We start from the raw sequence: 26454 nt of genomic DNA, 5'->3' as shown, positions 1-26454 counted from the left end.
TGAATTCTTAAATCCCTTGCTATTGTTGGAATCCAGCCTAATTTTAGTTCATAGCCCTGACTGAGGATTTCAACGCTCACCTACTTATCGCAGATAATAAATCTAATAATATGCAAGGGCTCTTAACAAATTCTAAGACTATTATTTTAGCATTTAGCAGTATTTTTTTTGTGCGTATGTTTGAGACTTTTGGATTTCCAGCTCAAATTAATTTTCTGCACTTTGTTACAGTTCCTCTTGCCTGTGGATTAGTACTTATAAAAAGTCGCTCAGAGAGTCAAAAAAAAATATTTATAACCAGACAACTTTTGATCGGAATTTTTATTTTATTCACGATAATACTAATTAGTGCTATCCTTAACAATGCTGGTGTTATCAATGCGATTCTTTCTTTTTTGCTACTAGGAGAACCCTTTATTTTCCTAGTAGCTGTTTATGCTTTATCGGCTTCTGTCAGTGGCCTTAAAAATTTACAAATCTGGATTCGTCGCTTTTGCCTGTTCCATATTTTCTATGCGCTAATTCAACGTTTTATTCTAAGGTTTGACTTAAAGTCAACGGGGATGGAGCCTGCAGATAATATTCAGGGAGTCTTTTTCTTGTCAGGTTCAGGGCACGTCGTAGGAGCCTCAGTCTCTATGTCGTTTGCACTGTACTACTTGATGACGGCTAAAGATGTGCCTTTATGGTTTCGGAGTGTCGTATTGACTTTTGCTTTAATACATGTGCAGGTGGCAGATGCTAAACAGGTGTTGATGGCAATATTTGTAGCTTGGATATTATTGATACTAATCAAATTAAAAGATATTGTAAGAGTCTTACAGTATGTTGCCGGAGGTTCTTTAATTGGGACTGTATTCTTTTGGGCAGTTCAAAATTTACCCTCGTTCAGAGCTTTTAATACCTGGATTCGACCTGAAATTTATGGCCCGGAAGGCGAGGCAACATTGCTAAAGATGGCAACATTCCGTATTGTCCCAACCTACTATAAATCTTTTCTTAACAGGCTATTTGGCTTGGGACCTGGGCATACTGTTGGTCGTTTAGGCGGATGGATGCTAGATCAATATTCGAGTTTACTTAATCCTCTCGGAGCGACACAACATGAAGCGAGCAAAGCAGTATGGAAAACTGTAGCAGAAAGCTGGTTAGGAAACCAATCTAGTATGTTTTCACCCCTGTTTGGATGGGCAGGAATTTGGGGGGATCTAGGATTGGTTGGGTTAGCTATTTACTTTTTACTAGCTTTCTTAGTCTGGCATCATATTTGTAAAGATGATTGCTCAAGGCTACTACTGCTCAGTGTTTTTGTGGTTGGAATGATTTTTTCCCAATTAGAAGAACCTGGGTACATGCTGACAATTTCGGTTCTAATTGGGCTACGTTGGCATGAGCAAAATATGGGAAAGGTACTTGTTGAATATTCTCCATCCTCACAAAAATCTAAAAGTTGGTTAAGCTGGTTATAAGTGGTGAGGCAAGGCTAGCATCAATGATTATTTCGCAATCTAAAGGGGATTTAACACACCATCATAATAATATTTATCAATAAATCACACTCCAATTTAGGCCCTAGATCTGCTTATTTTATGCGAAAGTCATAGCTTTTTTATAAAGGTTACTCTTCTTGCATAAGGCATGACAGTAATTAGGGATACATTACTGTCATTGTCATGTACGAGATAAGGAAAATTCATGGTTTAATTGATCAAAGTTAGTCTTGGAGATGTCGGTATGTCTTTAAAGCTACACTATCTAGTTTATACTCTGCATTAAAGTATTATATAGATTATAAGCTTCATCTCTTAAACGAGATAGTTTGTCAGAGCGGAACTCTTTCTCTAGAAGATTTCTGTCTATATGTCTTGAGTCTGAGGGACGACTTATAACATTCTCTTTTATTGAACCAAAAGATTTCTCAAATCCCTGATCAATTAAATCAAAACACTGCTTAATATTTTTTTCTGTGTGCTTGAATTCGTTGAAGCATGTACCGTACTTATTGTTTACCTTACCAATAATTTCACCATAGCTTGTCACAACTTTTCTAAAGGGAGCTAGGACGAATTCATTGCGATGTGGAAGAATTGGCTTATAGAAAGCTATATAATCTTGAAGAACTTGTCTCATTGTGATTTTAGGATCAAATTCTCCAACTATGTATGAAATAATTGCCTCTTCAGGGTCGCGAATAAGAACAATTGTTGGAACTCTTCTTCTAACTGCTGCAATAACTTGAGCAGCAGCATGAGTATGATGTCCAATGTTAATATATTCATCCTGAGCGAGCTTAAAGGCTATATGAGCAAAAGTATTGGCTGTACGAGGAAAGCCTTCAATAACAATTTCAGTGTTTTTAGATAATGGAAATGGAGCCGCAGGTTCGTAGTGAGTATTCTCAGGTACATATTTCCTCCTCCATCGTCTCCATCGCCAACTCGAAAAAGGGAGGAAAAGGCTGGGATATTGACGGCAAAAGGTTCTTAACTTGTAGTAAAGAGAAGGAGGAGTTGCTCTACGAACAAAATACTGAGTTGCTCTGTAAGCTTCAGTACTAGCGCCATTAATTACACGTAAGCTCATACTATACCTCGTGAACTTTATCTTTGAATGTTGATTTATATTGCAGAAATCTTATAAGACAAGTTTAGACTTGAGAGAGAAATCATAAGGGCACCTCGAATAATTCAAGCTTATTGAGAATGACCAACGGAAAGTTAGGTGTCCTATTAACTCTAATTTGTCAATAAGGCTATTTTTCGAGGTGCCCATAAAATAATACCATACGATTAATTTGAGACATAATAAGTAGGTTGGGGCTAAAAAGCTCAGGTGAGCTGAACATTGAAATCTCTTGACAGTAGTGGATCATAGTCTGTTTTTTGTATAAATTTCTGACTGAGGATTTCAACGCTTACCTACTTAATCCGCTCTTTTTCGAGTGCTGATTTACCCAAAATCAATTGCCCTTCATGGATGAAATGTTTGTTATGAAGTCTTGATAAACACATAATTTAAATTCCATTTTTCAGAACAGCTTATCTTTGCGCTACATTGATCTCGGCCCTGTCTTGCTTCTTAAGGTCAACAACCTCTCTGCAGAGCTTAACTTAGTTAGCCCTTGATTGTAGACACTCAAATGTAAGTTAGAGTGTGGTGATTTTGTCCTCTCTTGTGTTAGCCATGATCTAAAGTAAAGCATGCTTTTTGGTTTTATCTCTGTAATATGCGTATGAAAATGCAGGCTGATGTTAATCTTTTGTCCGGATTATGCAGATTAGTGATGCTGAGCCGAGTTTCCCATGTTATAAGTACGGAATATTTAGTAGTTCTCTCACAGCTTTCGGTTGCTTTTTCAAGACTCACGGTTTAACGGGAGCAGTATTACTGATTTACGACCTAAGTAAGGCGCAAGATTCCGAAAATTTTAGAACTGCTAGGTTAAGCGGTTGAACTGACTCAATTAATCTGCCAAGCCAATACTTCGGTAAGGCATGCGGAATTGCCAGCACATTCTTTGGGATCAGCTCAAATTACTGACAGTTTATGTATCCTCAGTATAGTTATCCTAGTGAGAAAGTCATTTCTTACTGCCTTAGAGACAAGGAAAATTTTTTTATCCAAAAGGGTTTGATTTGCCTTTAAGGCATGCAAATTATATAAATTTATTAACACTTGGGACTCTTGTAATCAAGCCGCTTTTTTTGAAGTTCAGTCTCTGAACATAACGTGAGCTTTGACTATCTAGCCCGAGTGATTATCTGTAAAGTTAATTTTTGTTGATTGACAATTTTTTGAGAAAAGAATAAGTTGTTAGATGCAAGATTTAAGGACTCACTGGAGATAAAAATGCCTTCCCCCCCTCGATTCTCCTCAGTTATACCAATAACGCTTAGCCTTACCGGCCTTATTTCTTTAATGGCCGCTCCCCTGCCTGCCAGTGCCTACCAGGTCTATCTGAACGGACGGCAAGGCGGAAACCCTGTTAGTAATCTTCATAATCTCACATTGGATTCTAACTATGATGTTGGCAGAACCTTGGATCCAACAACATGGTATGTTCCCGCCGGCACCTCTAACGGGCGTGAGATAACCCCCATTCCGCTAAGTGCCACCTTACAAACTGTTGTCAAAGCCTTTGATAGTCAAAAGTTAACCTTAGGTTTAACCATTAAAAACACTACCACACTTCCTAGCTCCAACTATATAGCGAATATTCTTAGTTTCGGGTTTGGAATTACACCAAATGTAACCTCAGTAAGCCTGAGCCAGTCAGAAAATGCTGTTTTTGACAACGCTATTGTACAAACAAGTAAACAGCAAAAATTTCCAGGTGGTTTCAAGCAAATTGATATTTGTATATTTTCTGACGGCTGTAGTGGAGGAGATGTTAAGACGGGTCTACAGGCAGGTCAGTCTGATAGCTTTGACCTGAACATAGCCGGTGATTTTTGGGATTCATCAAAGGGAACTAATTTTGTCACCTTGAGTGACTTTCCGCTAAAGTTTCAAACAACAAATGGCAGCTTTGAACCCGCTGGTGTTCCGGAGCCTACAACAATAATAGGTACAGCTCTAGCCTTAGGATTTGGAGTAATGTCTAGAAAAAAACTTATTAAGAAGCAAGCGCGAACGGTCTCTAAGTAGTAGTCATTTTCTCCCGTCTTCAAGGGATGAGTATAGTCATTATGAAGAAACTTCAGTTATCTTCTGTGGCTTCGATAAAGGTTCCTGAAATTTTGCTATTGGGTATCGGTGCCTGTCTAGTTGCGATCAATCTAACTTTGATATCTAGGACTTCGCAAAGTGATCTTTTTACTAGCAGCATGCTATTTTATTTGGCGATTGTGGTTCTGATATGGATTAAGCGGCAGGAACTTAGACTAGAATCCGACATGGTTTCGAGTCTTTTCGGAGCTATGTTCATTATTTTGGTGTTGATTAGAAGTCTTGTTATCTCAGGTTATGATCCTTTTCTGAGGATTGCTCCCCTCATCTCAGGATTTGGTCTTGCCTTGTTTGCTTCGGGATGCCTACACTTGAGGCAATTCTGGAGAGAACTCTCTATTCTCTGTTTTTTGGCTCCTTCTCCAGGAGCCTTAGCTTTTTTACTTGATATTTCTAAGCAGACTGCTCAGTTTGCTACCTTTCTTCTATGGAATCTTGGTTTTGACGCCTCTCGTCAAGGAGTTTATGTTCACCTTCCGGGGGGGAGTATTGAAGTATATCCAGGTTGTTCAGGTATCGAGTCTATGCTTCATCTAGTGGGATTAGCGGCTCTTTTTTTGGTTATGTTTCCGACAACCCGATTCCAAAAAATTTTAATTCCTACCGCAGCTCTTTCCATTGGTTTTTGTGTTAATGGAACGAGGGTGGCTTTAATGGCAATTCTCGCCGCCTATTCCAGTCAAAAAAGTCTTAATTACTGGCATGTTGGGCAAGGCTCTTTGATATTTTCTCTTTTTTCAGTTTTACTATTAGTAGTTCTATGCTTTTATTTGCTTCAACAGAATGATGTAGACATTAAACAATCCATGCAGCAATAACTGACATGAACTTTAAGCTGGGCCTTAGAAACTCACTATCAATCCTGGTTTTTTTTAGTTCTGTTTTTGTTCTGGTAAAAGTGACAGTAGCTCCAGCTACTGATACCCAAAAAGCTGATCCGTTTGCCTTTCCTAATCAGATTCAGTTATCACAGTGGCAGGCTTTGCCTAGTCAACGTCTGCTTACGCAAGATATTGGACTATCTAAATATTTAGGGGGTAGGCGCTACCAGTACCAAAAAAACGGTACTTCCTTACTGATTGAGTTGTATCACTTTACAAATTCGGATGGAGAGGTAAAGCAATTTCTAAAAAACAAAATATCTAGTCCATCCCCGCTAATTCAGCATAAAAAAAATACTGGGTACTACGGACTGTTTACTGATCAGAAACGAGCCTATCTTAGTGCTTGTATTAATCCTTCTGGTAATAGCACATTGACTAAAAGACAGTTCAAGCAAAACCGTAATACTTATGATCCTGCGATGCGTCTGCTGCCATGGCTGCTGGGGAAGAGTAATCTCATCGAAAATCGCTGTATGTTTGTCCTGCTCTCGACTCCACTCAAACAGGATTCCACTATCCCTTATCAAATCCTCGAAAATGTCTGGTCTTTATGGTATCAATCTTGGAATTATCAATTTCCGATATTCTGATTTTGTATTTCTCTTTTATTCCTTATAAATCGTATTAATATTTTATGCATTTGCCGAATACTAAAGCTGTGCTGCCAGGCTATCTGTTCCGCCTGGTTGGCTACGGTCTCTTGATCCTAGCTTTTTTCAATCTGATTGATATTCTGTTCCCTTTGCAGATTATGAACCCCCCTTGGGAATTTCAAACATTTGGATCTCTGGTCGAAAGTTCTCCTATCCCTTTGTTGGGCCTAGCATTGGTATTCTACGGTAAGTTTGAAAATCGCCGTAACTGGGAACTTTTGGTTCTTAGTTTTCTTTCCTGGACTACTCTGCTCTTGGGGATCTGTTCCTTCTTGATGATTCCTGGTGGACTCAGCAGTGCACATCGAATTAACCTGCAAAACTCTGTTCAACTTAATGCTCAGGCTAATCAACAAATTGATCGAATACAACAGCTTCAAAATCAACTGAATCAGGCTACTGCAGGACAATTGAAAATATTATTTGATCAGGTGACTGCTCAGAATCCTGAGCTAGGGATACAAACCGCTCAGGACCTGAAGGAGCGTCTCCGCCAAGATCTAGATCAAGTTAAAAATAGTTCTAGAGCACAAATTAAAGCTGAACAGAAAACAACGCGCCTCCAGCTAATTAAGCGTGCACTAAAGTGGAGTTTTGGAGGCGCTGTTTCAGGATTCCTGTATATTCAGATTTGGCGTGGAACTCGAAGAAGACAAGGAGGCTCCCACAGAAAAAGTGGACGGTAGTATCAATTTGCACCGGGTAAGGCGGTAACTCGGGAACAGCTACATCCGTCAATTTTATGGGGTTTATGTCAGAGTTTGTCTGTTTCTGTTTTAGATAGGCATGACTTCAACAAAATTTTAATAATTTTCTTCTATTACGTTGGGAGATTTAATCGTGTTTGCAAAGTTTAAGCGAATGATAAAACAATCTTTGATGACAGTTTGACAGAAGAAGTAGAATATCACTTGTGTGGCAGTTTCAAGCAGATTTCTTCCAAGAACTTTCAACAGCCTTGACGCTGCTTGGTATTCCGCTTGGGTTTGGAATGATGAAACCGAAGAGTAATTGAATAAGTGCTTGAATGCACGCATCTAATGCTTGTTAGTAATTGGAGGCCTAAAACGCTGTTGATCCTGTTGCACCTACCTTGATCGTGTCATGCCTAAGTCTTTACTACCGTTGCCTGGGACGCCTCTAATTTTAAAGTGTGCTTTTATCTGACTTTTTATGACTTTTTTAGCTTGATTTTGCCAATCCGGAAGATTACTATATTTTAAACAATTTTCAGAACTACCTTAACTCCTGAGTTGCACAAGCTAACTCCTATTGTTAACTGCTTGGTATATAGCAATCTCATCTCATTCGTGAGACTAGATTGTCTTGAAAGCCTTAGTATCTCTGGATTTTGTTCTCACAATTCAAGTCGGATTGCTATATATATTGACAATCATCTCACTTGGCTTTTTGTTTGATTTAGTTTAAGGGCACCTCGAAAAATAGCCTTATTGACAAATTAGAGTTAATAGGACACCTAACTTTCCGTTAGTCATTCTCAATAAGCTTGAATTATTCGAGGTGCCCTTAAGCCTGACTTTTTTCTGGTTTTCTCGTGTGTCAGATATGTATTTCCAGAAAAAGAATAAACTAGGCTTCTATATTCCAAAATTTGTTTTAACTGGGTTGGTTATATAGAAATTGGACAAGATAAATCCTGAAATTATTTTACTGTTGGAGAATTCTAGCCTCATTCTTGTGCAGCTTTCAGGCTAATGATTATAAGGCTATGCCGTTTACTCTACCTTCATTCATATAGGGACTTTTATTTGTTGCCTTATCGTTGTAAAAATTGCCCAAACCAAATGAATTCTTTAGTTTACTTTAATATGAAAGCTCTTAGCATTAGCGTCGTTGGGGTTCCTATTACTGCAATGCCGTTTGACTGGCAAATTTCTCGAATTTGTGAATGGGCGCAGACATCTGCAAGCAGAGTGATCTGCTTGGCTAACACTCACATGTTAGTAGAGGCAACTCAAAATCGTCAGCTTATGAATATTATTACAAACGCGGATTTAGTGGCGCCTGATGGAATGCCCTTAGTCTGGATGTTAAGGCTCCTGGGAGCACGTCACCAAAACCGAGTCGCAGGGCTAGACGTTTTTGAGAGTATTTTTCAACGGTCTTCAGAGTGTAATCTTGGGATCTATCTAGTCGGATCTCATCCGGCAATTCTTGCAAAAATGCAGGAAAAACTGGCAGATGAGTATCCCGCCGCTCCTGTTGTTGGGATTGAGCCTCTACCCTTTAGCTCATCCATAGAGTGCGATCAGAATTTGATAGATCGGATAAACGCTAGCAAGGCCGGAATTGTTTTTGTGTCTTTGGGCTGTCCAAAACAGGAAAAGTGGATGGCGTTACATAAGGGCAAGATCAACGCGGTTATGATTGGAGTTGGAGCAGTCTTCCCGGTCTATGCCGGAATTCATAAACGAGCGCCTCAATTTTTGCGTACATTGGGCCTCGAGTGGCTGTTTCGGCTAGCGCAGGAACCCCTACGTCTTTGGAAGAGGTATGCCTACACCATTCCGATTTTTCTTTATCGAGCCACTCTGCAATTACTTCACACGAGTCTATCTGCTCCTGGTGAGATTCAAGACCAGAAAAGTCATTAAATGTCTGATTGATCTGGCCATAAACAGATGAGTTCTAGCTTCTATTCGCTTTTCATCCGCCAGCCCGGCATCACCGCCTGCTTAGCCCGCGCCACCACCAAGGCATCATCCTGAACATCTTTGGTCACGGTTGAACCGGCCCCCACGGTGACATCGCAACCTAAGGTAAGGGGGGCCACCAGCACACTATTCGACCCGGTTTTGGTGCGATCGCCAATCACGGTCCGATGTTTCTTCACCCCATCATAGTTCGCCGTAATGGTTCCGGCGCCAATATTCACCTGAGTGCCCAGGATGGCGTCTCCCAGATAGGAGAGGTGGGCCGCATTGGTTCGAGCGCCCAGGGTGGAATTTTTGATTTCCACAAAATTCCCCACCCGACAGTTTTCGGCAATTTGAGCCTGGCCCCTTAGGTGTGCATAGGGACCGATGCGGCTACCGCTAGCGATCGCACTATCGCGAATCACCGAAAATAGCACCGTCACCTGTTCCCCAATCTGGGCATTTTCCAGCAGTGACCCCGGTCCAATTTTGCTGCCCGTCCCAATGGTGGTGCTTCCCCGCAGATGGGTCTGGGGTTCAATCACCACATCGGGCTCAATGTGAACCGTATCTTCAATGGTGATCGAATCCGGCTGCACCAGCGTCACCCCCGCCAGCATCCAGTGGGTTTTAACCCGATCCTGGAGAATGTCTGCCGCCATCGCCAGCTGCTTGCGATCGTTAATCCCTAAAATCTCGCGATGGTCCGCAGCATCCACCGCCATAATCGGCGCGAGGTGATTCACCGCATCGGTCAGGTAATATTCATTTTGATCATTGTCCGATCGCAGTTGGGGCAGCACCTGCGCCAGGTCAGGCCAGCGAAAGCAATAGACCCCAGCGTTAATGCGATGATTCTGGCGCTGGGCCTCGGTGCAGTCTCGATCCTCCACGATCTGCTGCAGCATATTCTGGGCATCACAAAAGACTCGCCCATAGCCCTGGGGATTCGGCAGTTGCGCCGTCAAAATGGTGGCGGCATTCTGGTGATCCTGGTGGGTTTGCAGCAGCTTGCTCAGGGTTTCTGGCCGCAGGAGCGGCACATCGCCATTGAGCACCAGTAGATCGCCCTCAAAGCCCGCCATCACCGGCATCAGCTGCTGGACCGCATGGCCCGTTCCCAACTGCTCCCGTTGCTCCACAAACTCAAGGTCGCCATCGTGGCTCAGGGACTCGCGCACCTGTTGCGCCCCATAGCCCACAATCACAATCCGCTTCTGCGGATTTAAGCCCACCACACTTCCCAAAACCCGCTCCACCAGAGTTTTATCCCCAATGCGATGCAGGACTTTGGGCTGCGTTGACTTCATGCGGGTTCCTTTTCCCGCCGCTAAAATTGCGACCGCAATCATGCTAAATTCCAGGCTGTAGCTATTAACGTGGGCAAGGCCTGCCAAATCGGGCAGGGAGCGGCTGCTCCTCACGGAGTATACCTCGTTCAGGGACCCAGACCACTCCTTGGCCCTCCCGCAACCGGTCATGCCGGACCATACACACCCACCCGCTGCCGATCCTTGGCTATCTTCCTTGGCTGTCTGTTGTTCTAGAAGGAGCGTCTGACCTATGAGTTCTTCTCCCGCCTCGCCGGTGAACCCGCAGTATCGCCAGCTTGACGCTCTCTCCGATATTTGGGCGATCGCCGCCCAGAGCTTCGGGGAAACCGTGGCCCTCATTGACCCCCACAGTCAGCCCCAGCAGCAGATCACCTTTGCTCAACTCGCGGAGGCCCTCACTCGCTTTGCCTGCGGACTGCAATCGCTGGGGGTGCTACCGGGCGATCGCCTGTCCCTTTTTGCCGACAACAGTCCCCGTTGGCTCATTGCAGACCAGGGTTGTATGCTGGCCGGTGCGGTGGACGTGGTGCGTAGTTCGGAGGCAGACCCGGCGGAGCTAGCCTACATCTTAGAAAACAGCGACTCCACGGTTTTAATTGCTGAAAACCTGAAAACCCTCCAGAAGCTGGTCCCCTTTTTACCCCAGATCCCTTTGAAGTGGATTGGATTGCTTTCCGATGAAACCCCCAGCCAAGACTATGGGGTGCCCGTCTATAGCTTTGGAGCCATCGTTACCGCAGGCGAATCAGCCGATCTGGTCCAGCCCTTGGGCGATCGCAACCAGCTCGCCACCTTGCTCTACACCTCAGGCACCACCGGCAAACCGAAGGGCGTCATGCTCAGCCATGGGAATCTGCTGCACCAAATTACCGCGGTTCCAGAATTTTTAAGTCCCCAGGTGGGGGAACTGGCCCTGACCATTTTGCCCACCTGGCACTCCTTTGGCCGGATCGTGGATTATTTTCTACTCTCCCAGGGCTGCACCCTGGTCTACACCAGCATTCGCCACATCAAAGCCGATCTCAAGGACTATCGTCCCCACTATATGGCCAGCGTTCCGCGCCTGTGGGAATCGCTCTACGAAGGCATCCAAAAGCAGTTTCGATCTCAACCTGCCTCTAAACAGCGGCTGGTAAACCTTTTCTTTCGCCTCAGCGAACGCTACATTGTGGCGCGACGGATCCGGCAGGGCCTGAGTCTGGATCTGCTCTCGCCATCCCCCCTGCAAACCCTGGGCGCCACCGTGCAGCAGATCACCCTGGCCCCCCTCCATGCCCTGGGCGACAAAATAGTCTATGGCAAAGTGCGCGAGGCCCTGGGCGGGCGCTTTAAGCTCTCCCTGAGCGGAGGAGGTGCCCTGGCCCAGCATCTGGAGAATTTTTTTGAGATTGTGGGGATTGAACTGCTGGTTGGCTACGGACTCACCGAAACCTCCCCCGTGCTAACCGCACGCCGCCCAGAGCGAAACTTTCGCCGCTCGGCAGGTATCCCCATTGCCCAGACGGAGCTGAATATTGTGGACCCCCAAACGCGCCAGACCCTGAAGCTTGGCGAGAAAGGGTTGGTGCTGGCCCGCGGTCCCCAGGTGATGCAGGGCTACTATCACAATCCTGAGGCCACCGCCAAGGCCATTGACCCCGAGGGCTGGTTTGATACCGGCGACCTGGGCTGGATGACCCCGCACCAGGATTTATTTTTAACCGGGCGGGCCAAGGATACGATTGTGCTCTCCAATGGAGAAAATATTGAACCCGAACCGCTGGAAAATGCCTGCGCCCGCAGCATCTACATTGACCAGATCATGGTGGTGGGCCAGGATCAGCGATCGCTAGGGGCCCTGATTGTGCCCAACCTGGAGGCCCTGCAGCAATGGGCGATCGCCCGCAATGCCACCCTCCCCGCCGCCGCCCTAGGCGACCTGCCCCCCGCTCCCGCCGCCGCCACGGTCTTGAACTGGGACAGTCCTGATATCACCGAACTCTACCGCCAGGAGCTGATCCGGGAGGTTAAAAATCGCCCCGGTTTCCGACCCGATGATCGCATTGGGGTGTTTACCTTAATCCTAGACCCCTTTTCCATGGAAAACGGATTGCTCACGCAAACCTTAAAAGTCAAGCGTGCTGTTGTGCTTGAACGCTACCGCGATATGATCAACGGGATGTTTGCTTAAATTAGCCGTTTAGCGAAAAATTAGCCCCTATGGATATTCCCACGGATCAGCTTCTCCTTAAGCGTGCCATTGCGGTCAAGGCAGTGGTGACTCCTCGCTGGAAGGAAGAAGCACAACAACAGCTTCAGACTCAAATTAATCAGCTTGACGGGCAATTGCAGCAGCTAGAGCTGCGCGTTAAACAGATGATGAACGAGCTGCGCAAGCAAAATATTCAGATTGTGGGTGCGGAGGGAAATGCCCCTTCCAATACCGAAGCGCAGATGCAGAACCTCCAGGCCCAGGCCAATGCCCAAAAAAGCGAGCTTCTAGAGCAAAAAAGCCAAATCTTAAAGCAAATTGACCAGGTGCAAAACTTCGAGATGGAAACCGAGGTGGAGCAGGGACAAATTGAAAACTTTTTCCACGTCAAGAAGGGCGACAACCTGGTTCAAAAGATGCAGGTGGAAATCCTGATTCGTGATGGCGTGATTGAAGATATCCGCGGCCTGCTCTAGCTCTAGTCTTCGGCTCCAGAATGCCTATCCCGTCCATCCTGGAGAGGGCACCGCTGTGGCAGAGGGTGGACTCGGCTCACCCTCTCACCGTGGCCAGGGGTGAATCTCCCCCGCCGTGCTCTCCCCCGCAGCTCTCGCCTCCCGAAATTCCAGTCCCCCAAGTTCCAATCCCCAGAGCTCAAGCCATCGAATGGGATTGGGGTCGGTGTGGCAGAATTTTAAAAGACTCAAGACTCCTTTGTCCTTCCTCCTCCGCCCTTAGCTGAAGCACCTCTGAATCCATGACGGCAACCGTTCCCACCCTGACCAGTCAATACGACCCCAGCGCAACCGAAGGCAAATGGCAGCAGGCCTGGGAAGCCCAGCAGGTCTTTCGGGCCGATCCCGCCCAAGGGGGCGACCCTTACTGCATTGTGATTCCGCCCCCGAATGTGACCGGCAGTTTGCATATGGGGCACGCCTTCGAGAGCGCCCTGATTGATGTCCTGGTGCGCTACCACCGTATGGCGGGGCGCAATACGCTGTGGCTACCGGGCACCGATCATGCCAGTATCGCCGTCCACACCATCTTAGAGCAACAGCTTGCCGCCGAAGGCCTGACCCGCCAGGACATCTCCCGCGAGCAGTTTCTAGAGCGCGCCTGGAACTGGAAGGCAGAATCCGGCGGCAAGATTGTGAATCAACTGCGCCGCCTGGGGGTGTCCGTCGACTGGTCCCGCCAGCGCTTTACCCTGGATGAGGGCCTTTCGAAGGCCGTGATTGAGGTGTTTGTGCGTCTGCACGAGGAAGGGCTGATCTACCGCGGGAATTATCTGGTCAACTGGTGTCCTGCGAGCCAGTCCGCCGTATCTGACCTGGAGGTGGAAAACCGGGAGGTGGACGGCCACCTGTGGCATTTGCGCTATCCCCTAACGGATGGGTCCGGGCATGTGGAGGTTGCTACGACCCGACCCGAAACCATGCTGGGAGATACCGCCGTCGCGGTCAATCCAGAGGACGATCGCTATCGGCACCTGATTGGCAAAACCTTGACCTTGCCGATCATGAACCGCGAGATCCCGATCATTGGCGATGCCTTTGTCGACCCCAGCTTTGGCACCGGCTGTGTGAAGGTGACCCCGGCCCATGACCCCAACGATTTTGAAATGGGACAGCGCCACAACCTGCCCATGATTAGCGTCATGCACAAGGATGGCCGCCTGAACGAAAATGCGGGACCCTTTGCGGGCCGCGATCGCTTTGAGGCCCGGCAGGACGTGGTGGACTGGCTCGAGGGCGAAGGCTTTTTGGTGAAGGTGGAAGACTATCGCCACAGCGTGCCCTACAGCGATCGCGGTAAGGTGCCCGTCGAGCCGATGATCTCCACCCAGTGGTTTGTCAAAATCGATCCCCTGGCTCAGCAAACCTTGACCTGGCTGGATCAGCAGAATTCCCCTCACTTTATTCCCGATCGGTGGCGCAAGGTCTATCGCGACTGGCTGGTGAACCTGCGGGACTGGTGTATCTCCCGGCAGCTCTGGTGGGGGCATCAAATCCCCGCCTGGTATGCCGTGAGCGAAACCGAGGGGGAAATTCGAGAGCATACTCCCTTTGTGGTGGCCCGCACGGCCCAAGAAGCCCGAGACAAGGCCGTGGCGCAGTTTGGCGAAGTGGTGCAGCTTGAGCAGGACCCCGATGTGCTCGATACCTGGTTTTCTTCCGGACTGTGGCCCTTCTCCACCCTGGGCTGGCCGGATCACACCGAGGACCTGGAGTTTTACTATCCCACCAGCACCCTGGTCACCGGCTTTGACATTATCTTTTTCTGGGTCGCGCGGATGACCCTGATGGGATCGCACTTTACGGGATCCATGCCCTTCCAGGATGTGTATATCCACGGGCTGGTGCGGGATGAAAAGAATCAAAAGATGTCTAAGTCCAAGGGAAATGGCATTGACCCGCTCGTCTTAATTGAGAAGTATGGCACCGATGCCCTGCGCTATACCCTGGTGCGGGAAGTGGTGGGCGCAGGGCAAGATATTCGCCTGGACTACGATCGCAAAACCGATGAATCCTCCTCGGTGGAGGCCTCTCGGAACTTTGCCAATAAGCTCTGGAATGCCTCGCGCTTTGTCCTTTTAAATCTCAAGGGGCAAACGCCAGCACAACTGGGTGAGCCCGCGGCAGTGGATTTAGAGCTGTGCGATCGCTGGATCCTAACGCGCTACGCCCGCCTGGTCAGCCAAACTCAGGAGTCCATTGCCCAATACAGCCTGGGGGAAGCCGCCAAGGGCCTCTATGAGTTTATTTGGGGAGATCTTTGCGATTGGTACATTGAGCTGGTGAAGCCCCGACTGCGGGAAGAGAGCCCCTCGGGGCGCGTGGCCCAACAAACTTTGGCCTACGTCCTAGAAGGAACCTTGCGGCTGCTGCATCCCTTCATGCCCCATATTACGGAGGAGATTTGGCAAACCCTGACCCAGGCGCCGGATCACACCTTTCTGGCGCTGCAGGCCTATCCCACCTTAGGCGGGATCCTGACCCACCTTCACGCTCCGCCGCAGTCCCAAGGTCGCAGCGTTGCCTCACCCCCAGACGAGGCAGCACCGTCGGTCACCGATCTCCTCAAGGATCTTCCGAGTTTTACCCAGAAATACCAACGCAGTCTAGTCTGGTTGCTGGGGCTGGGGATTTTAATTCTGGTTTTGAGCACCCTCGCCTCGGCCATCAGTACCTTGAACCATGTGCCCCTCCTGGGGCGGTTGCTGGAGATCATCGGACTGGGGGCTACCCTGGTGTTTGCCGCGCGTAAGCTGCTGTGGCAAACCGATCGCCAGCACTTTCTCCAGAGCGTTCTGGCCCAAAAAGATTTGATTCTAGACCGGATGCAGCATGCGGAGGCTCTTTCCCCCGCCAGCGCCGAGACCGGTGCGACGGCTCAAGCCTCAGCACCGATCGCCAGCGAGATGGAGACCCAGTTTGCGCTCATCCTGGAGACCATTCGCACCGTGCGCAATCTGCGGGCGGAGGCCAACATTAAGCCCAGTTTGCACATTAGTGTCATTCTCCAGTCCGATAATCCTGAGGAGCGCCAGATCCTCACCCAGGGACGTACCTATATTTTGGATGCCGCGCGGGTCGAGTCTTTGCAGATTACGGATACCGTGCCTGAAACCTTGAAGCAAACCCTGGTGGGTGTGGTGGATACGGTTCAGGTGCTGGTGCCCCTCAGCGGTGTGGTTGACCTTGAAACCCTCAGGGCCAAGGTGGAGAAGGATCTGGCCAGGGCCGAAGCTGATGTGAACGCCTTGCAGGGGCGCTTGGGGAATCAAAAGTTTGTGGAGAATGCCCCTGCGGAGATTGTTCAGGGCGCCCGAGATGCCCTGGCGGAGGCCCAGAAGCAGAGTGAGATTCTCCGCGATCGCCTGCAGCAGTTGCAGGAATAGGCTCGACTATCATAGAGTTGAGCGATTATATTGTCCTCAATAGGTTGGAACGTGGGGTGCAGACTCGACCCCGACGAGATGGCTGTCTAGAGGGACGCAAGGTCCACGGAATGCAATGACCTCCCAGGCGATTGGAGACTTAACCTGTTCGCGAGGGCACCGGAATGGGCCTTCAAACCGCTATTGCCAATACTGCGGCGAAAAGCTCAAGCCTCGTGATCCGGTGGAGCCTGTGATCGTGGGGGATCGCTACCGCGTCATTCGCGAGTTGGGGCGCGGCGGCTTTGGGCACACCTATCTGGCCGAAGATACCAATCGCTTCAATGAGGTGTGTGTTCTGAAGGAGTTTGCCCCGGAGCTGGATCAAGAAGCGGCCCTGGAAAAGGCAAAGGAGCTGTTTTCTCGGGAAGCAGAGGTGCTCTACCGCCTGCAGCATCCACAAATTCCCAAATTCCGGGAGTGGTTCATGGACGATAAGCTCCATGCCCTCGTTTTAGTCCAGGAATACGTCCTTGGTCCCACCTACTTTTCGCTGCTCCATGAGCGCCGGGAACAGGGCAATCCCTTCACCGAAGCCGAGGTGATTCGCTTTTTAGCAAATTCCCTCCCCATTCTGGACTACATCCATAATCAAGGGGTTATCCATCGAGACATCTCCCCCGATAATCTCATCTGTCGCCAGGGGGATCAGCTGCCGATTCTGATTGACTTTGGGGGCGTTAAACAGGTGACCCTAACCGTAGAAACCTGGAGTGCCCCTCAGGTGGAGCGCAGGAAAAACCTCACCCTGATTGGAAAACCTGCCTACGCCCCTGAAGAACAGATCCGCTTGGGCCAGGTTAATCCCTCCAGCGATGTCTATGCCCTTGGCGTGACGGCTCTGTGTCTGTTGACCGGGAAAGAGCCACAGGACTTTTTTGATGCCTACAAGCAAACCTTTAACTGGCGATCGCAGGTGCAGGTGCAGCCCCACTTCGCCGCTGTCCTCGATAAAATGACCGCGCATCGCGCTGCCGACCGTTATCGGTCAGCGGCTCAGGCCTTAGCTGATCTGCCAGAACCGCCCACGCCCCAATCCCAGGTGGGCACGCCCCCGAAAACACCCCAAACCCTGATTGTGTCTCCCGCCAATCCCACCGCAACGCCAGTTCTGAACCCGGTGACGCCTGCCAGTCCGCTAAACCCCCACCCGGTCTCCGGGGCAACCTGGTCACGGTCAGACTCTGCTGAAACGGCGGTGGTCTCTCCCCAGAGGGGCTCTTCCGAGAAAAGGCGCGCCGTTGATGCTTCTCGATCCCCCCATCCGGTGCTGGGCGCCATCGGGGCCGTCCAGCGCACCATGGTCCAGGGGATTGTCACGCTGGTGAAGGGCATTTTGGTTTTCTCTGGGGTTGTGGGACTGGGAGCCGTGGGCTGGTGGATTGTGCAGTCTCGCCTGGAGGCCTTTCCCGATGGGGGCCAAGACCCGCCCCCCGAATCCTCGGCACCGGCCCCCCAGCTTTCGGCCGCCGAGCGGGACCGACGGGTCGGCATTCTAGATCGGATGGATCAGCTGCAGGTCCCGGCGGACTACTTTAATCGGGTGACCAATGAAGCCTTTTACTTGCAGTATCCAGAGCAGCGCGGCCGCCTGCTGAACGGCACGAGTCCTGAAGATGAGGCCTTACGATCGAGCTGGTATGATGTGGCCCAGGAAATTTTAGACTACACCAATCAGCTCACCCCGCCAGCGCGATCGCGGCTGGGTCAGTACCAGTCCTCTGATCTAGATCGAATTAATCAAACCCTGGCGCAGCGACGGGTCAATCAGCGGCGCTTTTTTCGCGATATTGATCGCAACTTAACCCGGCGACTGCCCATGTACCGGGATCAGTCCCTGGATCAACTCCAGGCCAATCAACTTCGACTGGCCCTGGCGCTGGTGCGGCTGCAATCTTGAGTTTGAATCTTGAATCTGGAATTGCTTTCCGGGGCTGGCTCACCCTAGCAAAGCAGCGTCTTCATCCGGTCCAACAGTTCCTCTACCTCGTAGGGATCCGAGAGACAGGCATTGGCCCCTGAATCTATCCCCCGGACACAGGCTGTTTGCTCATTTCCGTTGGGAATGCGGGACAGCAGTAAGATAGGTCCCTGGTAGCCATCTCTGCGCAAATCACGACATAGCAAGTAGCTATCTTCACTTTGGGGGAGAAGATTCAGTAATATCAGATCATAATCACAGAACTCCGCCATTTTTAAGGCGGTTTGACTATCTGTGACTAGATTCACCACATACTTGCTGCTCAGCAGGGTGTGCGAGAGCGAGATTCCCGTATTTTGATCGTCGTCCACTAACAGGACCTTCATGGGTCAACTCCTATGGCCACCACCTCACGCAGCGAGCAGGGCCTCTGTGCCCCTGCTCCTCGAACAGCGCCCGTGAAATAGCGGAATATGCATGGGCATTGCGGCCTAGCAGTCTGGAAAAAATTCCCCTAATCACTCAGTTGGGGGCATGAATGGCCCCAAACTACAGCGATCCGGAAGCGGACCACAATCACCCCCATTTTAGGTCATCGGCCCAGGCCTGTTGGGGGATTAATCTTAAGCTCACCCTAAGATTGCGTAAATATTTCATAACCGCTGGGCCACGATGAACTTGCTCAGAAAGTGTACGGAGGTCTCGATCACGGTAAACCCAGCCTGGGTGATCCGGGCTGTGAGGTCATCCTGAACATAGTGCCGGTAGTAGGGCTCATGAAACCGGGTCGCAAAGTTGAGCATCATGGGCAAAAAGTCCGGTGAGTCCTGCTCTTGAATGGAATCGCAAATCACCAGGGTTCCTCCGGGCTGTAACACCCGGTGGCACTCCGCAAGCACAGCCTGACGAGCTGGCCCCGGTAGCTCGTGGAAGACAAACACCACGCTCAGTCCCTGAAAGGTGGACGGGGCAAAGGGCATCTGTTCGGCATTGGCCGCGATGAGCTGGGGTAGCGTTTGGGACTGGTGGGACAACCGCTGATTGGCCTTACGCAAATAGGCCATGGAGAGATCAACGCCATGGAGCTGGGCCTCGGGAAAACAGGCCCTGAGCTGCTTCAGGGTTTGGCCGGTGCCGCATCCCACATCTAGAATCCGCACTTGACGAGGGGATAGGTCTGGAAAGGCCTGCTGCAGGCCCTGTTTCAGGGGAGATAGAATTCGTCGTCGCATGGCATCGGCTTTCCCCCCAAAGAGCAACTCCACCTGATGGTCGTACAGCTGGGCCGATTCATCGCTGAGATAGCCGTTGGTTTGGTAGTGAAAATTTTGCAGATAGTAGGGGGGATAATCCGTGAGGTCAATTTCTGGATCAAAGTCCTGCCCTCGCTGCCCGTGGGCGCGTTGCCAGGCGCGCGGGAGATCGGCCCAAAGACGAGGATAGGACTGGAAGAACTCGTCCCAGGCTTCCTCAAATAGGAGATCCACGGGATACACCCCGGCCTTGGCATCCTGCCAATCTTGATCGAGCAGATCCTCAACCCGCTGTTGAAGCTGGCGCAGCAGGTCTGGATGCAGGGGTTCCGTGGGGAAGGATGGATAGAGCAGTTCTTCAATGCGTCCGGCTACGGTGCGATGGAGCAGGCTGAAATATCCCTTGCTCCACTGCAAGCCGCGATAGGACTGGTTTACCCATGCTTCAAGCAGGGGAAACTGCTGGAGGGCGTTTGAAACCAGGGTCATGGATATCGTCACAAAACTTTACCTTGTGAGCAAGGTAGCACAAATTAAGGCAAGTCAGTGGGCTTGAGTCCTGTGGGATGATGGTGCAGCAGGCTGGCCCTTGCCCTTGCCTCCATTTCTCGCGGGATATTCCCCAAGGACTCTTTAGCCTGATGATCCAGTCCGCCCTCTCACTGCCTTGGTCCTCGCTGCAATCCTCTCTGAAGCGGCCTCGACAGCTGTTTCAGTCTGCCATTCACTGCCCCGAGGATCGGTGGGATGGGACGCGCCTGAGCGATCGCGACCCAACCGTGATCGAAGGGTTTTTGCCCCTCTGGCAATGGTTTCATGATCACTACTTTCAAGTCACAATGGAGGGCTGGGACTATCTTCCCCAGCCTCCCTATCTGGTGGTGGGGTCTCACAATGGTGGACTGGCTGCCCCCGATATGTTCCTGTTCATGCTGGGTTGGTTTCGCCGCTGTGGCCCCGAGAGTCTTGCCTACGGATTGATGAATCCGAAAATGTGGGTGGCCTATCCTCCCTTGGCCAGGCTGGCCGCCCAAGCTGGAGCACTTCGAGCAACGCCACGCCTGGCCATTGCGGCCCTTCAGGCCCAGGCAGCGGTGCTGGTTTATCCAGGAGGAGCCCGAGATGTTTTCCGGCCCTACCGGCTTCGGCATCAAATTTATTTAAACGGCAATACCGCCTTCATCAAGCTGGCCTTGCGTGAGCGGGTGCCTATTGTCCCCTTGATTTCCTGGGGGGCCCATGCCACGCTGCGCGTGATTGCCGATCTCTATCCCCAACTGCAGAAACTGCACCAGCGGGGGATGCCCTGGCTATTGGGTATCGATCCGGAGGTCTGGCCCCTCTATGTGGGATGGCCCTTTGGTTTAGGGTTTGGGCCGGTGCCCAATATTCCCTTTCCCGGTCCAATTCATATTCGGATTGGTGCTCCCCTGATGTTTGAGCGTCAGGGACCCGCAGCAGCGCGGGATGAAGACTATGTCTACCGGTGCTATGACCAGGTGCACCAGCACATGCAGGCCGAACTCAATGATCTAGTCCAAATTCATCGGACACCTCAACGATCAGCAAGATCTTAAAGATGCGCGCCAAGATCTACCAGATCTCAAAAATCTAGCCCAAAAAGGCGCGACCAATCAGCGACCAACCAAGGGGCGATCGCAGTGGCCCCACTCTAGCGACGGCGACGGCGACGGTGCTCGTAGGCTAATTCACGACTCACCTGTTCAAAGCTTTGCCGCTGCAGGTAGGGATAGTCACTGACCCAAACATCATGGTTCGGAATATAGACATCTGAAACCTGCTCAATGGGACTGAGATCGGGGCTGCGAGAGAGAATGAGCAACTCGGCGCGATCGCCTGGGCGAATCGGACGATGATTTCGCTGCAGAGGTGCCTGAACCTGAATGACAGTGCCCATGCGATCCTCTAGCTCTAAGTTAATGCGCCGCTCGCGGTTTTCAACAATGACCAGCTGCCCCGCCTGGTTCACCGATTCTTCGGTACCGATTAAATCCTCGCTGATGAAGACATCGTAAACTCGACCCTGCCAGAATCCACTGTAGGGGTACTGGCGAATTTTACGATTGCGCAGGGTTGCCCAGAGCACGGGTGCCCAGAGCCAGTACAGACCGGCCACCAGACCCAATAGTAGGCGCAGGCCCTCTCCAATCACCGCGGTGAGGATAAAAACCACCACCAGAACCGCTAGGGAAATTAAGCAGCGGCGGAGCAGATCTTGAGTCTTGCCCCAGTAAAACTGATATTGCGCCCCCGTCGCCGTCAGCGGCATGAGCTGTTCAAATTTAGACCGGGTAATGGGAACCAGCATTGGGGAATCGGAAAAATCTATGCAAGAATCAATTAGGCTATGGGGCATTGTTAACTTAGCAGTCCCAGTTGCCAATTATAGGTTTACGACGAGGAAGGTGTTCGCCCTGCATGGATATTGCGGACTGTTATCGAATTTTAGGCTTAACGTCTGTTGCCTCGGCCCAGGAGATTAAAACCTCCTACCGCCGACTCGCGCGCCAGTGGCATCCTGACGTGAATCCTGATAACCAGCAGGCCCATGACATGTTCATTCGCGTCACCGAGGCCTATAAAGTGCTCCTGAAGGTCACCCCCCAGCCCATGGTGCCGTCCCATGGGATGCCTGTGAGCAAGGCCCCTCCCCCCCGGACTGCTGCCAGCGTCTCCTCCCCGGGGCCATCGCCTCAACCCACTCACCCCAGAAGGGCTCCCGGCCCCCGCTCTGCCTCAGCGTCCTCCGCCTCAGCAGTTCCCCATCCCGACCCGGCCTATCGGATTAAGCTACAGGCCTATGAACAACTGCGGCAGCTCGTGAAAACTAAGCGCTATCCCAGAGCGATCGCCCTGATTGAAGCCCTCAATCAAAAGCTGCCTCAAGATCCCGAAATTCGCCAGTGGCAGGCCATCATCTATCAGCGATGGGGACGGCAGTTGATCACCGAACGAAAATACAATCAGGCCCGCGCCTACCTGCGCAAGGCCATGCAAACCGATCCGGGCAATAAATCTCTGCTCTCAGAAATTGAGCAAGATCTCAACGCCATTCGCATGGCGGTCTAGCCCAAGCCCTGGGATCAGGGAAATGCGGCGGATGCAATATGTTGAGGATTGCAACGGAAGCGTGGGCGACATCGGTCGGATGACCGTCTTTTGGTAGGATAAGTTTACATTTCGAATCATGGGGATCATTTAATTTACTCAAGCTTTACCGTTGAACTCCACCAACGGCGACAGGTTGAGGCGGTTATCCCCGGCCATTGCGATCGCACGCACAGTCCAGGAGATATTAAATGTCTGCTATTACAAAATTGTTTGGGGCAATTTTTGCTTTGCTGGGTAAGCTACTCGGGGGAATTCCCAAGTTATTGAGCAAGAAGAACCGGAAAAACGGGTTTTACCTGGAGATTGAAGAGAACGGTTCTTCGGCTCCCGCACCGAAGCCTAAAGCGGCGAAGAAAAAAGCCCCGGAGACTCAGCCCAATGCTGCTGCTGCCCCGGAATCTGAGGCCGCCGCCGAACCTGCCGCCGCGCCAGCGGCCATTTCCGTTGCAGAAGTGCTCAACATGCCAAAGCCCCAGGTGGCCACCATTGAGCCCTTAGACATTCCTAAGTTTGGTCCCCGTCGTCAGCCCGGTGCCAACATGAAGCCGTTTTTGGACATGGCAAAAACTGTCAAGTCGTAAGCTGTTCGGTCATGTGCGGTTTAGTTATCCGCTTTTTCGCCATTGATGATTCGCCATTGATGAGTTGAAATGAGCCTCCCGATTGGGGGGCTTTTTTTGAGACCCTTTACAGCCAGGGGGTATCCCGTTACGAGTTGAATGGTACGAGTTTAATCGCCCTTGCAGGCTATTTTGCCGTAGCGGCAGCCAAAGTCCAGACCCACTTGAAAAATGTCTGAGGTCGTGACCCCCATCTCAACCAAGGCAATGGCCGCCTTGGCAATCACCAGGGAAATGTTCTGCTCCAAACCATCCTGAAGGCGCTGGGCCTGGTGCGCTTTGGGGTCCGTTTGCGGCGTCAGATTCACCCACACCTCCTCCCCTCGGATCTCCACAGGACAGGACCGCACATCATCGGCCCAAGCATCAAGCGATTTACCCGTAATGCTTGCCTTGGGAGAGCACCAGAGCCTCCCTTACAAGGCGTGAAGGGGGTGGAGTTCTCCATCTCCGTCTCTCGCTTCAGTCTTGATTCGAATGGTCAGAGGAATCTTGAGCCATACTGTTCCTTAAGCCACACTACTCTTGAACAGATCCTCTTGAACAGATGCCTGACCCTCAACTCTCCCCCGGTCCTGAGCTTTTAGCCCCTGCTGGGGATTGGGACTGCGTTAAAGCTGCGGTTGAGAATGGGGCCGATGCGGTTTATTTCGGCCTGGACCAGTTTAATGCCCGCATGCGTGCCCAAAACTTCACCGAATCTGACCTGCCTGCGCTGATGACCTTTCTGCACCGACGCGGTGTGAAGGGGTACCTCACCTTGAATACCCTAATCTTCACCGCAGAGCTCCCGGCTGTGGAAACCTACTTGCGCCATATCATTGCCGCAGGCGTCGATGCGGCTATTGTGCAGGACGTGGGACTATGCCGCCTGATTCGCCATCTTTCTCCCGACTTTCCCATTCATGCTTCCACTCAGATGACGGTGACCAGTGCTGCGGGCGTTGAATTTGCCGCAGATTTGGGTTGTGAGCGCGTAGTGCTGGCGCGAGAATCTTCCCTAAAGGATATTGAAAAAATTCAGGCCCAGCTCAGGGCAATCCCCATAACCATACCTCTGGAGGTTTTCGTTCACGGGGCGCTCTGCGTTGCCTATTCAGGGCAATGTCTCACCAGTGAGGCCCTGGGGGGGCGTTCAGCCAATCGGGGAGAATGTGCCCAGGCCTGCCGCGTCCCCTATGCACTTGTGGTAGATGGCAAGGAGGTTGATCTAGGCGATCGCCGCTATCTTTTGAGTCCTCAAGACTTAGCCGGTCTGGAGGTTTTGCCAGAGCTAGTCCAAACTGGCGTGAGCTGTCTGAAAATTGAAGGTCGTCTCAAGAGCGCGGAATATGTGGCCAACGTTACACGCATCTATCGGCAGGCCCTGGACCAAATCCTTCAGGAAAGGTGCTATCATCCGACGCCCGACCATCGCTATCGCCTAGAGATGGCCTTTTCTCGGGGGCTATACACCGGATGGTTGCGTGGAATAGACAACCAGACACTGGTGCATGGCCGCTTTGGGAAAAAGCGGGGTGTCTATGTGGGGGAAGTGATTGACCGCCATCAGCATCGCATTACCCTTCGTCTGGAAGCCCCCCTGAAACCAGGAGATGGCGTAGTCTTCGACCGTGGAAATCCGGCCGAAGCGGAGGAAGGCGGACGGATTTACACCATCGAGCAGCAGGGGTCGCAGGCCACCATTACCCTGGGTCCCCAGGCCCTCAACCTGCAGCGGATTCGCCCTGGGGACAAGCTGTGGAAAACCAACGACCCGGAGCTGGATAAACAGGTGCGTCAAACCTATAAAGGCGATCGCCCCCAGTTCCGGCGGCCCCTCTCTCTGGAAGCCTATGGACAGGTGGGAGAACCCCTGCGGGCCGTGGCGCGCGACGATCAGGGCCACTGCGTGCAGGTCTGCTCCCAGATGCCCCTGGTGGCGGCAACGCATCAGCCCCTGACCCCAGATCGGCTGGCCCAGCAATGGGGCCGATTGGGGAATACGCCCTTTGAACTTCGCCGGTTGCACTGCCAGATCTCGGAAGCCTGCATCCTCCCGGTGAGTGAGCTGAACCGGATGCGACGGGATCTGGTGCACAGACTCGAAGCCGTGCGATCCCAGGCGCTGTGCTGGCAGCAGCACCCCCAGGCTCGATCCCGCGATCTGATGCCCCAGGCCACTGGACCCGATCCGGCCCAGGCTCCAGAACTGGTGGTCTTGGTGCGATCGCTCCCCCAGTTGGAAGCCGCCCTGGCTAGTGGCATACAGGTTTTATTGTGCGAACTGGAAGATCCCCGCACCTACCGGCAAGCGGTGCAGCAGGTCAGGGACAACTCCGCCCCTGCCGAAATCTGGGTGGCCCCCCCGCGCATCACCAAGCCCCGAGAAACCTGGATATTAGATCAAGTCAAGCGCAGCCAAGCCGACGGATATCTAGTCCGGAACTACGACCAGCTTCGCTTTTTTAGCGATCAGCGCTGCAGGGGCGATTTTTCCCTGAATGTGACCCATCCCATCACCGCAGCCTATTTCATGGATCACTTCCGGCTAGAGCGGTTAACGGCCTCCTATGATCTAAACATTCAGCAGCTTCTAGACCTGATCGGTCAAAGTCCGGCAGATTGGTACGAGATTACGCTGCATCAGCACATGCCGATGTTCCACATGGAACACTGTGTCTTTTGTGCCTTTCTATCCTCAGGCAAAGACTTCCGCGACTGCGGTCGTCCCTGCGAAACCCACCAGGTAAAGCTGCGCGATCGCAGGGGGGTCGATCACATTCTCCAGGCCGATGCTGGCTGTCGCAACACCTTGTTTAACGGCAACGCCCAAACCGGCGCAGAGTCCATTCAATCGCTTCTGGCCGCCGGAGCTAGGCAATTTCGCCTGGAGTTTTTGCAGGAGTCTCCCCAAACGGTGCAGCGGACCATCGCCCTATACCAACAGCTGCTGCGTCAGGACATCACGGGCACCCAGCTTTGGAAAACCCTGCACCTTCAAAATCAACTGGGAGTCACGCGCGGGAGTTTAGGACGAGGTTAAGAGTCACCACTCTTACCATTGTGACTAAATGTCGCGAGAATGTTGCGAGAGGGCAACATGAATAAACTTTGGTGTCAATCACGGGTCTCACCCTCTACCCATGATACTTTAGGGAC

Annotated in this window: 20 protein-coding genes; 14 read left to right on the top strand and 6 right to left on the bottom strand. The window is 51.1% G+C overall.

Annotated features, from left to right (window positions below):
* Positions 1-110: 110 nt before the first annotated feature.
* Entirely contained in the window at positions 111-1469 is a 1359-nt protein-coding gene (locus QQ91_RS18900; protein WP_201277199.1) for a hypothetical protein, read from the top strand.
* Between the two features lie 286 nt (positions 1470-1755).
* Here the strand turns inward: QQ91_RS18900 and QQ91_RS18895 are convergent, their stop codons facing one another.
* The gene (locus tag QQ91_RS18895; RefSeq protein WP_166277374.1) at positions 1756-2583 is read right to left on the bottom strand and encodes a hypothetical protein; all 828 of its coding nucleotides are present in this window, start codon (positions 2581-2583) and stop codon (positions 1756-1758) included.
* A gap of 1266 nt (positions 2584-3849) precedes the next feature.
* Here QQ91_RS18895 and QQ91_RS18890 point away from each other — a divergent pair.
* The 5 genes from QQ91_RS18890 to QQ91_RS18870 all read left to right on the top strand — a co-directional run bounded on the left by QQ91_RS18890 (position 3850) and on the right by QQ91_RS18870 (position 8880).
* The gene (locus QQ91_RS18890; protein WP_166277371.1) at positions 3850-4647 is read left to right on the top strand and encodes a cistern family PEP-CTERM protein; all 798 of its coding nucleotides are present in this window, start codon (positions 3850-3852) and stop codon (positions 4645-4647) included.
* 41 nt (positions 4648-4688) lie between these two features.
* Positions 4689-5546: a cyanoexosortase A gene (gene crtA, locus QQ91_RS18885; RefSeq protein WP_166277368.1), complete on the top strand. Its 858-nt coding sequence runs from the start codon at positions 4689-4691 to the stop codon at positions 5544-5546.
* A gap of 5 nt (positions 5547-5551) precedes the next feature.
* A complete protein-coding gene (locus tag QQ91_RS18880) occupies positions 5552-6202 on the top strand; it encodes a cyanoexosortase A system-associated protein (RefSeq protein WP_166277365.1) in 651 nt (216 codons plus the stop codon).
* 44 nt (positions 6203-6246) lie between these two features.
* Positions 6247-6951 (top strand): HpsJ-like protein, cyanoexosortase A-associated, encoded by a 705-nt coding sequence (gene hpsJ-A, locus QQ91_RS18875; protein ID WP_166277362.1) that lies wholly within the window; start codon positions 6247-6249, stop codon positions 6949-6951.
* A 1119-nt stretch (positions 6952-8070) separates the two neighbouring features.
* Positions 8071-8880 (top strand): WecB/TagA/CpsF family glycosyltransferase, encoded by an 810-nt coding sequence (locus QQ91_RS18870; RefSeq protein WP_201277197.1) that lies wholly within the window; start codon positions 8071-8073, stop codon positions 8878-8880.
* 41 nt (positions 8881-8921) lie between these two features.
* Here the strand turns inward: QQ91_RS18870 and glmU are convergent, their stop codons facing one another.
* Positions 8922-10274, bottom strand: a complete 1353-nt coding sequence (gene glmU / locus QQ91_RS18865; protein ID WP_166277539.1) for a bifunctional UDP-N-acetylglucosamine diphosphorylase/glucosamine-1-phosphate N-acetyltransferase GlmU — start codon at positions 10272-10274, stop codon at positions 8922-8924.
* A 211-nt stretch (positions 10275-10485) separates the two neighbouring features.
* On the opposite strand from glmU, the gene QQ91_RS18860 reads away from it, so the two are divergent.
* The 4 genes from QQ91_RS18860 (at position 10486) to QQ91_RS18845 (ending at position 18287) form a co-directional block, all read left to right on the top strand.
* Positions 10486-12426: an AMP-dependent synthetase/ligase gene (locus tag QQ91_RS18860; protein ID WP_166277359.1), complete on the top strand. Its 1941-nt coding sequence runs from the start codon at positions 10486-10488 to the stop codon at positions 12424-12426.
* Positions 12427-12455: 29 nt separating this feature from the next.
* Positions 12456-12923 (top strand): YlqD family protein, encoded by a 468-nt coding sequence (locus QQ91_RS18855; RefSeq protein ID WP_166277356.1) that lies wholly within the window; start codon positions 12456-12458, stop codon positions 12921-12923.
* 281 nt (positions 12924-13204) lie between these two features.
* Positions 13205-16348: a valine--tRNA ligase gene (locus QQ91_RS18850; protein WP_166277353.1), complete on the top strand. Its 3144-nt coding sequence runs from the start codon at positions 13205-13207 to the stop codon at positions 16346-16348.
* Positions 16349-16463: 115 nt separating this feature from the next.
* Positions 16464-18287, top strand: coding sequence for a protein kinase domain-containing protein (locus QQ91_RS18845; RefSeq protein WP_166277350.1), 1824 nt, complete (start codon positions 16464-16466; stop codon positions 18285-18287).
* Positions 18288-18331: 44 nt separating this feature from the next.
* Here the strand turns inward: QQ91_RS18845 and QQ91_RS18840 are convergent, their stop codons facing one another.
* Both QQ91_RS18840 and QQ91_RS18835 read right to left on the bottom strand, forming a co-directional pair.
* Entirely contained in the window at positions 18332-18694 is a 363-nt protein-coding gene (locus QQ91_RS18840; RefSeq protein WP_166277347.1) for a response regulator transcription factor, read from the bottom strand.
* 267 nt (positions 18695-18961) lie between these two features.
* Complete coding sequence (locus QQ91_RS18835; RefSeq protein WP_166277344.1) at positions 18962-20050, bottom strand: class I SAM-dependent methyltransferase; 1089 nt, start codon at positions 20048-20050, stop codon at positions 18962-18964.
* Between the two features lie 77 nt (positions 20051-20127).
* Here QQ91_RS18835 and QQ91_RS18830 point away from each other — a divergent pair, with 77 nt between their 5' ends.
* On the top strand, positions 20128-21138 hold the full coding sequence (locus QQ91_RS18830) for a lysophospholipid acyltransferase family protein (RefSeq protein WP_236095965.1): 1011 nt from the start codon (positions 20128-20130) through the stop codon (positions 21136-21138).
* A 95-nt stretch (positions 21139-21233) separates the two neighbouring features.
* Here the strand turns inward: QQ91_RS18830 and QQ91_RS18825 are convergent, their stop codons facing one another.
* The gene (locus QQ91_RS18825) at positions 21234-21890 is read right to left on the bottom strand and encodes a DUF8619 family protein (RefSeq protein WP_166277341.1); all 657 of its coding nucleotides are present in this window, start codon (positions 21888-21890) and stop codon (positions 21234-21236) included.
* 110 nt (positions 21891-22000) lie between these two features.
* Here QQ91_RS18825 and QQ91_RS18820 point away from each other — a divergent pair, with 110 nt between their 5' ends.
* Together QQ91_RS18820 and QQ91_RS18815 are read left to right on the top strand one after the other, a co-directional pair.
* Complete coding sequence (locus QQ91_RS18820; protein WP_166277338.1) at positions 22001-22651, top strand: J domain-containing protein; 651 nt, start codon at positions 22001-22003, stop codon at positions 22649-22651.
* A 230-nt stretch (positions 22652-22881) separates the two neighbouring features.
* Positions 22882-23274, top strand: a complete 393-nt coding sequence (locus QQ91_RS18815; RefSeq protein WP_166277335.1) for a hypothetical protein — start codon at positions 22882-22884, stop codon at positions 23272-23274.
* A 149-nt stretch (positions 23275-23423) separates the two neighbouring features.
* On the opposite strand, the gene QQ91_RS18810 is transcribed toward QQ91_RS18815, so the two are convergent.
* The gene (locus tag QQ91_RS18810) at positions 23424-23663 is read right to left on the bottom strand and encodes a hypothetical protein (protein ID WP_201277196.1); all 240 of its coding nucleotides are present in this window, start codon (positions 23661-23663) and stop codon (positions 23424-23426) included.
* Between the two features lie 197 nt (positions 23664-23860).
* Between QQ91_RS18810 and QQ91_RS18805 the strand changes: the two genes are divergently transcribed.
* Positions 23861-26338 carry a U32 family peptidase gene (locus tag QQ91_RS18805; protein ID WP_166277329.1) on the top strand — a complete coding sequence of 826 codons (2478 nt, stop codon included), beginning with the start codon at positions 23861-23863 and terminating at the stop codon, positions 26336-26338.
* The last annotated feature ends 116 nt before the right edge of the window (positions 26339-26454 follow it).

The organism is Lyngbya confervoides BDU141951 (assembly GCF_000817775.3).
In the GTDB taxonomy this organism is placed as follows: Bacteria; Cyanobacteriota; Cyanobacteriia; order Thermosynechococcales; family Thermosynechococcaceae; genus Lyngbya; species Lyngbya confervoides.
This window is presented reverse-complemented; position numbering and strand designations above follow the sequence as displayed.

What these genes read in the sequence shown, in the direction of transcription:
- QQ91_RS18835 (WP_166277344.1), bottom strand. Translation starts at nt 20,050, where the DNA reads ATGACCCTGGTTTCAAACGCCCTCCAGCAGTTTCCCCTGCTTGAAGCA.
- QQ91_RS18815 (WP_166277335.1), top strand. Translation starts at nt 22,882, where the DNA reads ATGTCTGCTATTACAAAATTGTTTGGGGCAATTTTTGCTTTGCTGGGT.
- hpsJ-A (WP_166277362.1), top strand. Translation starts at nt 6,247, where the DNA reads ATGCATTTGCCGAATACTAAAGCTGTGCTGCCAGGCTATCTGTTCCGC.
- QQ91_RS18890 (WP_166277371.1), top strand. Translation starts at nt 3,850, where the DNA reads ATGCCTTCCCCCCCTCGATTCTCCTCAGTTATACCAATAACGCTTAGC.
- QQ91_RS18825 (WP_166277341.1), bottom strand. Translation starts at nt 21,890, where the DNA reads ATGCTGGTTCCCATTACCCGGTCTAAATTTGAACAGCTCATGCCGCTG.
- QQ91_RS18895 (WP_166277374.1), bottom strand. Translation starts at nt 2,583, where the DNA reads ATGAGCTTACGTGTAATTAATGGCGCTAGTACTGAAGCTTACAGAGCA.
- crtA (WP_166277368.1), top strand. Translation starts at nt 4,689, where the DNA reads ATGAAGAAACTTCAGTTATCTTCTGTGGCTTCGATAAAGGTTCCTGAA.
- QQ91_RS18880 (WP_166277365.1), top strand. Translation starts at nt 5,552, where the DNA reads ATGAACTTTAAGCTGGGCCTTAGAAACTCACTATCAATCCTGGTTTTT.
- glmU (WP_166277539.1), bottom strand. Translation starts at nt 10,274, where the DNA reads ATGATTGCGGTCGCAATTTTAGCGGCGGGAAAAGGAACCCGCATGAAG.
- QQ91_RS18840 (WP_166277347.1), bottom strand. Translation starts at nt 18,694, where the DNA reads ATGAAGGTCCTGTTAGTGGACGACGATCAAAATACGGGAATCTCGCTC.
- QQ91_RS18900 (WP_201277199.1), top strand. Translation starts at nt 111, where the DNA reads ATGCAAGGGCTCTTAACAAATTCTAAGACTATTATTTTAGCATTTAGC.
- QQ91_RS18820 (WP_166277338.1), top strand. Translation starts at nt 22,001, where the DNA reads ATGGATATTGCGGACTGTTATCGAATTTTAGGCTTAACGTCTGTTGCC.
- QQ91_RS18845 (WP_166277350.1), top strand. Translation starts at nt 16,464, where the DNA reads ATGACCTCCCAGGCGATTGGAGACTTAACCTGTTCGCGAGGGCACCGG.
- QQ91_RS18855 (WP_166277356.1), top strand. Translation starts at nt 12,456, where the DNA reads ATGGATATTCCCACGGATCAGCTTCTCCTTAAGCGTGCCATTGCGGTC.
- QQ91_RS18850 (WP_166277353.1), top strand. Translation starts at nt 13,205, where the DNA reads ATGACGGCAACCGTTCCCACCCTGACCAGTCAATACGACCCCAGCGCA.
- QQ91_RS18860 (WP_166277359.1), top strand. Translation starts at nt 10,486, where the DNA reads ATGAGTTCTTCTCCCGCCTCGCCGGTGAACCCGCAGTATCGCCAGCTT.
- QQ91_RS18830 (WP_236095965.1), top strand. Translation starts at nt 20,128, where the DNA reads ATGATGGTGCAGCAGGCTGGCCCTTGCCCTTGCCTCCATTTCTCGCGG.
- QQ91_RS18870 (WP_201277197.1), top strand. Translation starts at nt 8,071, where the DNA reads ATGAATTCTTTAGTTTACTTTAATATGAAAGCTCTTAGCATTAGCGTC.
- QQ91_RS18805 (WP_166277329.1), top strand. Translation starts at nt 23,861, where the DNA reads ATGCCTGACCCTCAACTCTCCCCCGGTCCTGAGCTTTTAGCCCCTGCT.